This is a genomic window from Lactobacillus bombicola (assembly GCF_900112665.1).
Classification (GTDB): Bacteria; Bacillota; Bacilli; order Lactobacillales; family Lactobacillaceae; genus Lactobacillus; species Lactobacillus bombicola.
In genome coordinates this window covers 126,307-140,630 of the sequence record NZ_FOMN01000001.1, presented here as the reverse complement: position 1 = coordinate 140,630, position 14,324 = coordinate 126,307, and the positions used below count along the sequence as shown (strand labels likewise).

11 protein-coding genes are annotated in these 14,324 nt (G+C 31.4%); 9 read left to right on the top strand and 2 right to left on the bottom strand.

The features are described 5' to 3' along the window. The first annotated feature begins 67 nt into the window (after positions 1 to 67). From BM203_RS00645 to BM203_RS00625, 5 genes are read left to right on the top strand one after another with little or no spacing between them, the layout of a single operon-like run. The gene (locus BM203_RS00645; protein ID WP_090091939.1) at positions 68 to 1,744 is read left to right on the top strand and encodes a formate--tetrahydrofolate ligase; all 1,677 of its coding nucleotides are present in this window, start codon (positions 68 to 70) and stop codon (positions 1,742 to 1,744) included. Positions 1,745 to 1,751: 7 nt separating this feature from the next. Further along, positions 1,752 to 2,225 (top strand): signal peptidase II, encoded by a 474-nt coding sequence (gene lspA, locus BM203_RS00640; protein ID WP_090092234.1) that lies wholly within the window; start codon positions 1,752 to 1,754, stop codon positions 2,223 to 2,225. Continuing rightward, positions 2,209 to 3,117: an RluA family pseudouridine synthase gene (locus tag BM203_RS00635; RefSeq protein WP_090091937.1), complete on the top strand. Its 909-nt coding sequence runs from the start codon at positions 2,209 to 2,211 to the stop codon at positions 3,115 to 3,117. The genes lspA and BM203_RS00635 overlap by 17 nt, the downstream gene beginning before the upstream one ends. Before the next feature lie 4 nt (positions 3,118 to 3,121). Beyond that, a complete protein-coding gene (locus BM203_RS00630) occupies positions 3,122 to 4,174 on the top strand; it encodes a carbamoyl phosphate synthase small subunit (RefSeq protein ID WP_090091935.1) in 1,053 nt (350 codons plus the stop codon). A 3-nt stretch (positions 4,175 to 4,177) separates the two neighbouring features. Then, entirely contained in the window at positions 4,178 to 7,354 is a 3,177-nt protein-coding gene (locus tag BM203_RS00625) for a carbamoyl-phosphate synthase large subunit (protein ID WP_090091933.1), read from the top strand. A 104-nt stretch (positions 7,355 to 7,458) separates the two neighbouring features. Here the strand turns inward: BM203_RS00625 and BM203_RS00620 are convergent, their stop codons facing one another. After that, entirely contained in the window at positions 7,459 to 9,147 is a 1,689-nt protein-coding gene (locus BM203_RS00620) for an Rqc2 family fibronectin-binding protein (RefSeq protein WP_090091931.1), read from the bottom strand. Between the two features lie 280 nt (positions 9,148 to 9,427). Between BM203_RS00620 and BM203_RS00615 the strand changes: the two genes are divergently transcribed. The 3 genes from BM203_RS00615 to BM203_RS00605 all read left to right on the top strand — a co-directional run bounded on the left by BM203_RS00615 (position 9,428) and on the right by BM203_RS00605 (position 11,448). Continuing rightward, positions 9,428 to 9,835 (top strand): MarR family winged helix-turn-helix transcriptional regulator, encoded by a 408-nt coding sequence (locus tag BM203_RS00615; protein WP_090091929.1) that lies wholly within the window; start codon positions 9,428 to 9,430, stop codon positions 9,833 to 9,835. A 77-nt stretch (positions 9,836 to 9,912) separates the two neighbouring features. Continuing rightward, positions 9,913 to 10,791 carry a DegV family protein gene (locus tag BM203_RS00610; RefSeq protein ID WP_090091927.1) on the top strand — a complete coding sequence of 293 codons (879 nt, stop codon included), beginning with the start codon at positions 9,913 to 9,915 and terminating at the stop codon, positions 10,789 to 10,791. Positions 10,792 to 10,812: 21 nt separating this feature from the next. Continuing rightward, a complete protein-coding gene (locus tag BM203_RS00605; RefSeq protein ID WP_090091925.1) occupies positions 10,813 to 11,448 on the top strand; it encodes an NUDIX hydrolase in 636 nt (211 codons plus the stop codon). A gap of 31 nt (positions 11,449 to 11,479) precedes the next feature. Here BM203_RS00605 and xerS read toward each other — a convergent pair whose 3' ends face one another. After that, positions 11,480 to 12,562, bottom strand: coding sequence for a tyrosine recombinase XerS (gene xerS / locus BM203_RS00600; RefSeq protein WP_122058781.1), 1,083 nt, complete (start codon positions 12,560 to 12,562; stop codon positions 11,480 to 11,482). Positions 12,563 to 13,910: 1,348 nt separating this feature from the next. Between xerS and BM203_RS00595 the strand changes: the two genes are divergently transcribed. Then, entirely contained in the window at positions 13,911 to 14,270 is a 360-nt protein-coding gene (locus BM203_RS00595; RefSeq protein WP_090091921.1) for a helix-turn-helix domain-containing protein, read from the top strand. The last annotated feature ends 54 nt before the right edge of the window (positions 14,271 to 14,324 follow it).

Sequence of the window (14,324 nt, the reverse complement as noted above, 5' to 3'; positions counted from 1 at the left end):
AATTCTAATCTCGAAGATGCAATTAAGTAACAGGACAAATAATTTTTTATAGAAAGAAGTATGCCCAATGACATCAGATATTCAAATTGCGCAAGAATCACATTCACTACCTATTGACAAAATAGCAACTAAAATTGGTTTAAATTCAGCAGATATAGAATTATATGGCTCAAATAAAGCTAAGATAAAATGGTCTGCCATTAACAGAAGTATGGCTCAAGATCATTTAGGAAAGTTGATTTTAGTTACATCGATTTCACCTACACCAGCTGGTGAAGGTAAATCAACTATGACAATTGGCTTAGGAGACGCAATTAATAATCAACTCCATCAAAAAACTTTAATTGCACTTAGAGAACCTTCAATGGGACCAGTTTTTGGTCTAAAAGGCGGGGCAACCGGAGGCGGTCGTGCACAAGTAATTCCAATGGAGGATATAAATCTTCATTTTACTGGCGATATGCATGCGTTAACTGCGGCAATTGATACCTTAGCTGCATTAGTCGATAATTATATATATCAAGGAAATGAACTTAATCTTGATCCGGAAAGAATCTTGTTAAAACGGGGCATTGATGTAAATGATCGTAGTTTGCGTAACATAACTGTTGGTCAGGGGTCTAAGTTTAACGGTATAGAACACAAATCAAGCTTTGCCATTACAGTTGCCAATGAATTAATGGCCATCTTATGTTTAGCTACTGATATTGATGATTTGAAAAAGCGAATTGGTTTAATGCTAGTTGGCTATACCAAAACAGACCAACCTGTTTATGTAAAAGAATTAGGTTTTGAAGGAGCTATTGCAGCTCTATTGGCTAATGCACTTAAACCTAATTTAGTACAAACTATTGAACATACTCCAGCCTTAGTTCACGGTGGTCCCTTTGCCAATATCGCTCATGGGGCTAACTCCATTATTGCTTCTAATTTAGCTTTGCATTTAAGTGATTATGTATTAACAGAAGCTGGTTTTGGTAGTGATTTAGGTGGGCAAAAGTTTATGGACTTTGTTTCAAATAATCTTGCTAAAAAGCCTGATGCCTGTGTTGTTGTTGCTACTGTTCGTGCACTTAAATATCAAGCAGAAGGAACCACAGATCATTTAGATGATGAAAATCTTACAGCATTAGAAGTTGGATTTAAAAATTTAGAGCGTCATATGAATAATATGCGTAATTATGGTGTGCCAGTAATAGTTTTAATTAATCATTTTGCAACTGATACTCCTGCAGAACTCAATTTATTACAAAAGTTGGTAGCTGAACAGGGAATTAAAGCTCTCGTTGTTGATTATCATGAGCAAGGATCAAAAGGTGGAATTGCAGCTGCTCAAGCAGTCGTTGATTTAGCTAACTCCAATCAGTCTAATTTCGTGTCAACTTATGAAAAAGACGATTCAGTTAAGACAAAAATTGATAAAATCGCTACTAACATTTATCATGCTAGCAAAGTTGAATACTCTGAAAAAGCCGAAAATGATATTCGGGAACTAGAAAAGCTTGGTAAAGATAAGTTGCCAGTAATTATTGCTAAAACTCAATATTCCTTTACTGATAACCAAAAATTATTAGGAGCACCAACAGATTTCACTTTGCATGTTACAGGAGCTAGTTTAAAAAATGGTGCTGGTTTTATTGTAATTACCACTGGCCATGTTTTAGATATGCCAGGGTTACCGAAGCATCCTGCGGCACTAGATATTGATGTTGATAATAATGGTAAAATTAGTGGCTTATTCTAAAAAATATATGAAACTTGTTTATTTAATAATTTCGTTATTAATTGTTGTTGCTGATCAAACTCTAAAAGGTTTTGTTGCCCACAATTTTTCAATTGGGGAAATACGTCCAGTTTTAGCTAATGTTATTTCATTAACTTACATTCAAAATAATGGCGCTGCTTGGAACATTCTTACTGGTCAAATGTGGCTTTTCTATATTATTAGTGTAATAGCTATTCTAATCTGTCTATATTATATTTTTCAAAGACGAAATCAAAGTAAACTAATGAAATTGGGTCTAGCAATAGTTTTGGGAGGAATTATCGGCAATTTAATTGATCGGATTCATTTGAAATATGTAATCGATATGATTCAACTCGATTTTATTAACTTTAATATATTTAATATTGCTGATTCTGCTATAACAGTCGGGATAGTTTTGGTATTTATTTATCTACTATTTCTTGATGAAAGTGAAAAAGAGCATGGAAAAAAATTATGAACTCAAAGTTAATACAGAACAGGGCCGATTAGATAAATTTATTGCAAGTAAAATTAGTTCGTTATCACGGACTCGAATTAAAGAGCTGATTCAGGATGAACGAATTATGGTCAATCATAAAAAAGAAAAAGTATCATATAAAATTCAAACGGGAGATCGAATATCAGTCACTGTACCACAATTAGCCCCTTTAGCAGTAACTGCAGAAAATATTGCACTGGACATTATTTATGAAGATGAAGATGTAATTGTAGTTAACAAACCACAAGGTATGGTAGTTCATCCTGCTGCCGGTCACCCCAATCACACTTTAGTAAATGCACTTTTATATCATACAAAAGATTTAGCAAGTAGTCCTGAAGGTTTTCGTCCAGGGATTGTTCATCGTATTGATAAGGATACTTCGGGCTTATTAATGGTTGCCAAAAATCAAAAGGCACGAATTAGCTTAGAAAAACAGCTTGCTAGTAAAAGTAACAAAAGATTGTATTTAGCAATTGTTCATGGCAACTTTAACGAGCAATCCGGCTTAATTGATGCGCCTATTGGACGTGATCGACTTAATCGTAAAAAAATGGCTGTAGTTGATAATGGTAAACCAGCTATAACACATTTTACAGTTTTAGAACAATTTAAGGGCTATAGCTTAGTAAGTTGTCAACTAGAAACTGGGCGGACACACCAAATTAGAGTCCATCTGGCATATATTGGTCATTCTGTAGCTGGTGACCCATTATATGGTCCAAAGAATACCTTACAAGGAAACGGTCAATTTTTACATGCGCAAGTTTTGGGGTTCATGCAACCCAGCACTGATAAATGGTTAGAGTTTAAAGTTGCTCCACCAACCATCTTTACGGAAAGATTAGCCGAGCTAAAGGAAAAAATGTGATGAGATGAAGCGATATTTAATTCTTGAAGATGGCAGTTCACTAGCTGGTGAAGGTCTTGGTTCTTCAATTATTTCAACTGGCGAGTTAGCCATTGAAACTAGTAATTTCGGTTATCAAGAAGCGCTTACAGATCCTACAAATGCTGGAAAAATTCTAGTTTTTACTACACCCATGATTGGTGGTAATGGAATTAATGCCATTGATTATGAAAGCATTAATCCTACTGTTAAGGGCATAATTGCTAACGATGTTGCTCTAAATATTTCAGATAATGAAAACTTTCAAGACCTTGATTCTTTTTTAAAAGAAAAAAATATTCCAGCAATTTATAATATTGATACACGGGCTTTAGTTCACCGATTAACAAAAGCTAAAACGATTAAAGCATCTATTATGGATACTAATGACGAACATGCCTTTGATCAAATTAAAGCACTAGTTTTGCCAAAAAATAGGTCTGCGTCTGTCTCAACTAAAAATGCATATGCTGTACCAAATGTTGGTAAAAGTGTAGCTATTATTGATTTTGGTCTTAAACATTCAATGCTCCGAGAATTATCATTAAGAAAGATTAATGCAACTGTTTTGCCATATAACACTGCTGTACCAGATATCAAAAATTTACGACCTGAGGGTATTATTATCTCTGGTGGGCCTGGTAAAGTTAAAGAAGTTCAAGGTGAGCTTAGACCTATCTTAGATAATTTTTATGGCGAGTATCCCATCTGGGGAATTGGACTCGGCTTTCTCGTACTTAGTGATTACTTGAATTTTCAATTAGTGGAATTACCTAAAGCATATAATGGCACAAATTATCCAATAATTAATGATTTAACAAAGCAAATTTGGCAAGTAGCAATGAATATTGATTGTTTAGTTTTACCAAATAGTGTCCAGCTTGAATTAGACCAAAAATACTATGATTTACATAGTCAACTACTAGCTGGTTTCAGCACTAAAAACAAAGCAATTGCTACAGCTTTTAATGCTGAAGGTGCTCCGGGTAGTTTAGATGCACTACAAATTTTTGATGATTTTGTAAAGATGATGGAGTAAAGCATGCCTTTAGAAAATGATTTAGATAAAATTTTAATTATTGGATCAGGTCCTACATTAATTGGTAGTGTGTCGGAAACAGATATCCTAATGTCTGATGCAATCGGTGCACTTTTAGAAGAAGATATTAACGTTATTTTAGTTAATCCCAATCCTGCAACTGTTTCTACTGATAAACAACCAGGTGTAACCGTTTATTTGGAGCCAATGACAATTGATTTTCTTAAAAGAATAATTAGGATGGAAGAGCCTGATGCAATTATTTCAGCTTATGGTTCATCAACTGGACTTAAAGTAACACGTGAATTAGTTCATGATGGTATTCTTAAGCAAATGGGAGTACGTTTGCTCGCCTTAAATGAACAGGCTTTAAAACTTAATTCCCAACAGGATATGACATCTTTTTTAGAAAGAAATAAAATTACTGCAAATCAATACTGGGAAATGACTGATTTTGCATTTGATAAACTAGAACAACAATTAAAGGAACAAGTTACTTTTCCAGTATTATTAATTAAAGATAATTCTTATTTACATAATAAACATATTATTTTAAAAAATTCCTTAGAAGTGAGTGATTATTTAAAAAAAGAGCAACAAAATGAAATTGCTTTACATGATAATTATCGTTTAATTGAAGATCTTTCCTCATGGGAAGAGGTTATTGTTAATGTAATACGTGATAATCGAGGTAATATTTTATTTACTGGTTTAGCTGATACAATTGAACCAGTTGCCGTCAATTTAGGTGATTCAGCTGCTGTAATGCCAGCTTTAACTTTAAATAATGACCAAGTCCAAAAAATTCGACTAATTGCTAAAAAAATTGCTGATTGCTTACAAATTATTGGTATTTTAAATATTCACTTTGCGGTAAAGCATCAAGGCAATGAATTCACAGTAAAGATTTTAACCATTAAACCTCGACTAACGCGGAGTGCTCTGTGGTTACAAAAAACTTGTCTTTATAGTATTGGCTATATTGTTTGTAAAATAGCTGTGGGCTATAATCTAAACGAGATTATTGATCCGATGACCGATTTAAATGCTGCTATTGAACCAATACAAGATAAAGTGACTGTAAGAATGCCATTTTGGTCATTAACACAGTCTGGAAGTAATCATTATGATTTAAGTAATAAAACTCAAGCTAGTGGTGAAACAATCGGTATTGGACGAAATTTTGAATCTGCCTTTTTAAAGGGACTAGCTTCATCTATTAATAGTGAAATGGCTTTAAAAGTTTTTGAAGCTGAAAAAATTAAAGACAAAGCTGAAATTATTTTTGACCTAAATCATCCAAATGAATTGCATATAATCAAGCTTTTAGCAGCAATTTATCAAGGCTTTACTTATCAGGAATTACAACATATTGTATATATTCATCCTGTTTATTACCAAAAATTGGAGCATATCGTTAAGATTGGTCAGCAATTAGCTGAAGATGAAGTTACTGACAATTTATTGCTTACGGCAAAAAAATATGGTTTTGGTAATGCGTTAATTTCTAATTTGACGAAAATAAAAGAAAGTGTGCTATACAAACACTTTAAAAAGATCCATCTAAAGCCTGTCTATTTGCAAATTGATGGTTCAGCTGGTGTCTATAAACCTAGAGTTCATGCATATTATAGTGCCTACAGCATCCAAGATGAGTCACAGCCTCTGAATGCCGATAAAAAAGTATTAGTTATTGGTATGTTACCATCACAAGTATCCGTAACTAGTGAATTTGACTATATGATTAGTCATGCTATCAAAGTTTTACATAATAATAATTATGCTATAGTTTTAATTTCAAATAATGATGAGTCTGTTTCAGCTAATTATAAAAATGCTGATAAAATTTACTTTGAACCGATTACACTAGAAAACATTCTAGATATTGCAGAAAAAGAGGCCATAAAGGATGTTCTGCTACAATTTTCTGGAAAAGAAGTTAGTGCATTAAGTAAAAAATTAACCAAATATGGTCTGAATGTATTGGGTAATAATACTCTTGACCCAAAAGAAAAAATTAATAATATTTTGCAAGCACCTTTAAAATCATTAAAGCAGAATCAATTATTAACTACTTTTGATAAACAAGAAGCAGCTGATTTTATTAAAGAGCAGAACTTTCCGATTTTAATAGGTGGCTATAATAATGAAGGTATCAAGCAAAAGTCAGCTGTTGTTTATGATCTGCCTGCCTTAGAAAAATATTTGCAAGAAAATAAATTAGCTAAAATTACCTTGTCACACTTTATTGAAGGAAACAAATATGAAGTTACAGCCATTTCAGATGGCAAAGATGTGACAATTCCAGGCATTATTGAGCATTTAGAACAAACGGGCTCTCATGCATCAGACTCGATTGCAGTTTTTAAGCCTCAAAATCTGGCCAAAATTAGCAAAAAACTTCTTATTGAGTACACAATTAATTTGATCAAACGACTACAAATGCGTGGTATTTTCACACTACATTTCTTAATCGTTAATAAAGATATTTATTTACTTCAAATTAAACCATATGCTGGACATAATATAGCATTTTTGTCTAAGGCATTGGATAAAGATATTACAGCTTGTGCAACTGAAGTATTATGTGGTCATAATCTGCCGGAATTAGCTTATAAAAATAAAATATGGTCGTCTAATAATTTCATTTATGTTAAGATGCCGGTTTTTTCTTATATTAATTACTCAAGCAATAATACTTTTGACTCTAAGATGAAATCTTCTGGTTCAGTAATGGGTAGAGACACGCAATTAGCAAAAGCTCTATATAAAGGCTACGAGGCAAGTGGGCTACGCATTCCTAGTTACGGTACCATCTTTATCTCAGTAAGAGATCAAGATAAGAAAAAAATGACTGAATTAGCTAAACGATTCTATAAACTTGGATTTAAAATCGTTGCTACTGAAGGAACAGCTAATAATTTTGCTGAAGCAGGAATCACAACAGGTGTAATCACTAAAGTATATAGCAACGAAAATAATTTGTTAGATAAAATAAATCAACATAAAATAGTAATGATTATTAATATTACTGATTTATCTGACACAGCAAGTGGTGACGCAATTAGAATTCGTGATGCTGCTCTAAATATTCATATTCCGGTTTTTTCAAGTATTGAAACTACAGAATTGATTTTGGAAGTTTTAGAATCATTATCCTTGACTACTTTGCCTATATAGCAAATATTTCCGTCTTCAAAGTTAAAGCTCTTAAAGAAGAAGCAAAAAGTTGATAAATCTTGTTATAAAACAGTGATTTATCAACTTTTTTTCTTTAATAAATATTAGTCTATTCTTTTACTTAAAACTCTATCTTTTTGCGGCGTAACTTCAATCGAATTTTGGCCAGTATATATAACAAATCCTGGTTTTGCACCATTGGGCTTTTTAACCCGTTGATCTTTAACAAAATCAACTTGTACATGAGCAGAGTTTTTCGCTTTAGAAAAATAGGCTGCAATTTCAGCTGTCTCTATGATATCAGCTTCTGAGGGCTGAGAATCCTGTAAAATCACATGCGAACCGGGTATGTTTTTTACATGAAACCATATATCTTGCTTATTAGCTTTTTTAAATGTTAACCAATCATTTTGATAATTATTTTTACCCACTAAAACAAGTTTGCCCGAAGAGAGTTTGAATTTATTCAAGCTCTGTTCTATTATCTTTTTACGCCGCTTTTTCGTCGATATTGGTTTAATATACCCTTGACTAGTTAATTCATCAATAATTTGATCAATATCTTGTGGTTCAGCATTATCAATTGCTGTTTGAACTGAATCAAAATAAAGTAAGTTATTTTGTGCTATTTGGATTTGCTCTTTGACATGCTTAATTGAGTCACGCATTTTTTTATAGCGTGTAAAATATTTCTGCGCATTACGGGCAGGAGACAATGCAACATCAAGTGTAATTGAAATCAAATTATTATTATCATAATAATTGGGTAGTTTAATTTTGGTCATTCCTGGCTTTACTTGGGCTAAATTAGCATTTAAAATTTCGCCTCGGATTCGGTAGCCTTCAGAGTTTTCAGCCAATTCAAGTTGATTGCGTAATTTAACTATTTTTTTTGTTAATTTTTTTTGCTCATTCTTTATAATTCGTTCGACCTGCGTTGACTTTTGTCTAACCCAGTCATGATTTGATTGGTAGCGATAAAATTCATCAAGTGCATGATTAAAGTCATCATCAGTAGTTTCTTTAAGCAAATCAAGATGATAGGGAAGATAGGGGAAAATTTTTCGTTTATTATTTTTAGTTGTTAAAATATATGCTCTGCCCTTATCAAATTGACTTATAAAAGTCATAAACGAAGAATAAGAATAATCATCTGTTAAATAGCCCAGTAATTCATTACGATCATCACGATCAAGTCCATTAACCTTTTGCACAAATTCAGTTGGTGCTACCTTATTAATTTCTGCCTTAAATTCAGCTGATGTTATCTCAAAGCCGTTTATCCCTGGATTAAGTGGCGGTAATACATACTTAGCTTTAGGTAAGAGTAAACGCACCCGATTTTCTTCTGGATTTATCCGTTTAAGTAAATCAATAATCCGTCCACTTGTTTGATTATATAAAATAACATTACTATGCTTACCCATTAATTCAACTGATAAAACAAGTTGTACTTGATCGCCTAATTCGTTGCGATTACTAAAATAAAAATTAATGATTCGATCAACACCAACTTGTTTAATTGATTGCAAAATAGAGCCTTCAAGATATTTTCTTAGTACCATTACGAAAGTAGGAGCCTTATCTGGGTTATTAATCGATTGGTCAGTTATATAAAATCTGGGATATTGCGCATTTGCCGAAATAAGCAATTGGCGATTTTTTCTTTCTTTTCTAAAAATTAAAATTAAATCATGCTCAAATGGTTGATAAATTTTCGATAAACGTCCACCAACCAAAAGCTTTCTTACATTACCTAACAAACTATGAATGAATAAGCCATCATATGCCATAAGTATCACCTCAAAAATACGATATTAATCATATCAATTATACCGCAATAAGTATAAGAATTATTATCTGAAAATAAGTTACTTTTGTGCATATATAAATGTTTTGTAATTTTTGCCAAGCATTATTTTAAAAAAGCTGGTATACTGATTTTAGATTTTTAGAATATTAATCGATAAACTATAATCATTCGCTAATAGGTTATTTGATAATGTTTCACAAATAATTAAAAGTTGTATAAATTGTTTTTATTATTGATTTTAAAAGAAAAGGTAGGTTTATATGGACATTTTATCTTTCGATTTAATTTCCGAAACTATTAAAAAGGAGATTAAGCACAAGTGCGGTCTTAACCTTTCTCAGACTCGTTTGTTGCTTTATTTTGCTCACAATGACAATAAAGAACAAAAAATGGGTGATTTGGCAAAAAAGCTTAAAATTTCTTTATCAACTTTAAGCCGACAACTACAACAAAAAAAGACATTAAGCCTTATTACAATTACTCGTTCGGAAAGCGATTCAAGCAAAACTGTCCATTTAAATGAGCATGGCATTAAAAAAATTGCTGAGTTAAGGAGTACCGTCAAAAATATAGAAGAATTTTTCCTAACTGGATTTTCTGAAAATGAAATTGACACGTTTAACCAGGTGTTTACTAAATTAATTCAAAAAACAAAAGGTTCAAAATGATTTTAACTATTAGTCGTAACCTCATTATTTTTATGCTATAATCTTCTATATTGTATATACAGCGAAAGGTTAATTAGATGAAGATTGCATTAGTTACTGATAGTACTAGCGTTATAACTAAACAAGAAGCAAAGGATAATAACATTATTGTTTTGCCAATACCCATTATTATTGGTAATAAAGAATATTTAGAAAATATTGACATTACGTCTGAACAACTCTTTGAAATGCAAAAGAATGGGGCAGATTTTCCCAAAACGTCTCAACCAAGTATGGGTGATTTAATTAGTCTTTTTGAAAGACTACATTATGATGGATATGAAGCAATTATTGCAATTACTTTATCCAGTGGAATTTCTGGATTCTATCATACTTTGTGTAACATTTCGAAAAATAATCCCAAATACAACTTACATGCAATTGATACTAAAATGACGGTCCGTCTTCAAGGAGAACTTACTTTAGCTGCCGCAAAAATGATAAAAAATGGGGTCGACTTAGATACAATACTTAAACGACTTGAAGAGATCAGGGGCACAATTGATGAAATTTTTGTACCAAACGATTTGCAGAACCTTAAAAGAGGTGGTCGCTTAAGTAATGCTGAAGCATTTATTGGTTCAATGCTTAATATAAAGCCACTTTTAACTTTTAAAGACGGAAATATTGTGGCTTTTGATAAAATTAGATCAATGAAACGTGCTTTTACGAAAATGCAGCAATTAATTTTAAGCAAAATTGCTACACTTCCATACAAAGATAAAATCAAATTATTTATTATTGATTCAAATGATAGTAGTCAAGTAGAGGAAGCAAAAGTCTTTTTGAAAGAAAACTTTCCTGGGCAAAACATTTCAATTACTAAATTTAGTCCAGGAATTGCAACTCACTTAGGCGAAAAATCATTTGCAATTGGCTGGATGATTGATATTGATAAAATTGATTTAACTAAATAAAAAATATTTTAAGGATTAAAAATGGACAATACAGATAAATTTTTAAATTGGACCTTAAAATTACAAAATATTGCCCAAAATGGGTTAGAATATGGCAATGATTGTTTTGATATAGAACGGTATACACAAATTAGATTAATTGCTACCGAAATGATGGCTGCCAAAACCGGATTACCACTGAAACAAGTAAAAGAAATTTTCAGTAGTGAAGATGGCTATCAAACATCTAAATTAGCCACACGAGCAGCAATTTTTAAAAATAAGCAGATTTTGTTGGTTAAAGAAACCACAGACAACTGTTGGTCCCTGCCTGGAGGATGGTGTGAACCTAATCTTTCGGTAAAAGATAACTGCATTAAAGAAGCAAAAGAAGAAGCCGGATGTGATATTGCAATTGATTATCTAATTGCAATTAATGATAGTCAAACTACCATTCATGATAAACAGCGTATTAAAAGGCTAGTCAACGTGTGTAATGTTATTTTTCTGTGTCGCGAATTAAGTTCAAATTTCACACCCAATATTGAAACAAGCGAGAGTGCTTACTTCAATTTAAATAATCTTCCTCCACTTTCACAAAATAAAACTAATGAAGATGAAATTAAAATGTGTTTCAATGCTGCGCAGGCTGGTTCTAGTTGGCAAGTAAGATTTTAATAACGATAATAAAAAGAGCTAGTTATGATTACTAGCTCTTTTTATTATTTGAATTATTACTTTGGGTGATTTTATTTAGGGCTTCACGTTGCTTATGTTGGTCAACGTGTGTATATAAATCTGTTGCTGATGTACCTTTTTGACCTAATTGCTGTGCAACTAAAACTTGATCTTTAGTAACTCCATAAAGTTCTGAAGCAAGAGTATGACGCAGCTTATGTGGGGTGAGTGGGTGTCCAAATGAAGCCGAGTACTTATTAACCATTTTTTCAATTGCGCTAGTTGTCATTCGACGCGTTTGATGGTGCCACCTAGTAAGAAAAAACGCTGTTTCTTTTTTGGTTGCTTTATAACGTTGGCTACGTATTTTTTGATATTTAACTAGATAAGTTAACGTCCATTCGGCTATTGGCACACTATCTTTTTGACCGCCTTTTCTAGTAACGTCTAAAGTTGCTTTCTTTAAATTTAAATCGGATATATTAATACCCGCACATTCTGAAACTCTGATTCCTGTCCCTAAAATTACGGCAATAATTGCCATATCCCTCTCCTTGTTAAGCTTAAAGGAGGGGAGGGCATGAGGATTACAGTGCTTTTCAAAGTTGTTCTCAATATAATTTAAAAATTGGTATTTTAAGTCTCCAATATACATATGAGATTCAAGAATATGTGCACGATAATTAAGGGTCTTAGTATTATTAAGGGAGTCAATTTTCAGCATCACATTTCGCTCAAAGTAAGGTTGGCCGTCATTATTATCTGCAGTAATGGTCAAAAACTTGAAAAGTGAGCGTAGGGCGTTAATCGAGCGATTGATTGTTGTAGGTGAATTTAAATGACCTTGTTGGTTTTTAACATGACCTAGATAATTGATATAAAGCATAATGTCATTACGATGTAAATTAGCTAAAGTAGTAGTTGTAATATCACTATTTTTTTGAGCAGAAGAAATTCCTTCTTTGCGTAACCAATCAAAAAATCTGCGAATTTCTGTTAAATATTGATAGGTAGTTGCTAAGGAATGGTTAGTACCAAAATTGTATTCCTGGACAAAGTCAGGCATTTTTGTTAATTCATCTTCAATTAAGTCCAAATATTTTTTTGTTTCCAATATCATTTTCTCCTAAATAAATTTATCTTAGTTAAATTATAAAGCAAAATAAGAATGTCTGTTTGGATTTTGAAAACATTTATATATAAAATTATTCTCATTAGGTAGAAAAGTAAAAAACCCTTATTGCTGTTGTTTTTTACCTTTCATTAAAATTATAGTTTTAATGAAAGTAAGCTGAGAAAACATTATGGTTGTAATAAAGCCAATGAGCAAAAATTTTTGCTGGTTTCAATACGTTCTTTACATGTAATACACATGTAATACATTAGAAAAAATCAGATCAACTTACACGCATTTTCTAGCTGCAACTGTACCAATTAATTCTAAAGTGAATTTTGCATGAACTTAATTAACTACTTATTTAGATTTTAATAACTCACTAGCAACTTGCTTAAAAGTGTTATCAGTTTTGCTTGCATGCTAAAGTTAATATTCATTTCTAAATTATTCTCTTTAGCATTTTAGTTTTTGGCACTGCAGCTAAAATTCATGCTCTTAAAAACTCATGCTCTTAAAAACTATAATTTTACTTTGATATGATTGTCATAAACAAGTTTTTTTCACTGTAGTAAGAGAAGTGATTTTTGCTTCTTTTTAGAAACTGGCAAAACAAGAAAAGTTTATTTGCTACTTTTGATTGATTATTCAGCTAAACCGGCTTGCTGATTACTGTGTTAAGTTTTAGCGCTGCCTTTTTAATTAATTAGTGTGTTTCCGTTTGATGGTTTAAGTTTAGTTCTTACTTTACATAATATATATTATACGAAGTTATTAATGAACTAGTAACTTAACTTACAAATTAGCTACTACTATTCCCCTATACAAATAATTCATGTACACATAAGAATTTTATTTATAGACCTTAAAATATTGCTTTTTACTTTTTTTTATTATTTTTTATTATCAATTATTTTTAGATAGTATTTTATCTAAAAATATTTGCTATCAATTTACATATACTTTCTTAACTAAGTATATGTAAAGCGGTTTCTATATCTAATTTATATATTATCATTAATTTTAAAGGTTGTTTTTATAATTTAAACTTTTTATCTATAGTATCAAAGGAAATTCAGACTTGAAATAATATTTTAAAACTTATATTTTTTCATTTTAAGTTTAATTAGTTGAAACTTTATTATTTATATTTTTTAGTATTTGTCTTATAATACTATCTGGAGTATAGATTAAAACTATTATTTCAACAATCGACTTTGATGTTTTAAAGATTTGTTGAAATTAATTGTTTTTATTTATAATTTTTTTGTTTTATTGTTTAATTCTATAATTAATCTGTTATTATGGAATATGGAATTATATTTTTTGAAAGGGTTGAATTTATTCCATGAGTATAAATTTAGGAAAAGAAATATGCCGTCGTCGACGCGAACAGAAGTTGACGCAGGAGGATCTGGCAGAGTTGAGTGATTTGTCTGTAAACTTTATTTCTCGTCTTGAGCGTACTAAAAATCAAAATATCAGTATTCAAAAACTTGATTCTATTGCTAGAGCTTTGAATACTACTACACCTGATATCATAATGAACGCATATAGATTTAAGGAAGTTAAAGTTGAGAACCATCAGGATAATACACCTGTATTCATTAAAAAAGTTCTCAATGAATTAAGAAAAATGTCTCCAGAAAAGGCTGAAAGAGTGTGTAAATCTTTTATTATTCTGGCTAAAGAAATTAACAAAGAATAATTTATTTAAATTTAGAAACGTAAATCAAAACACGAGCGGGATTACTTCCCTACT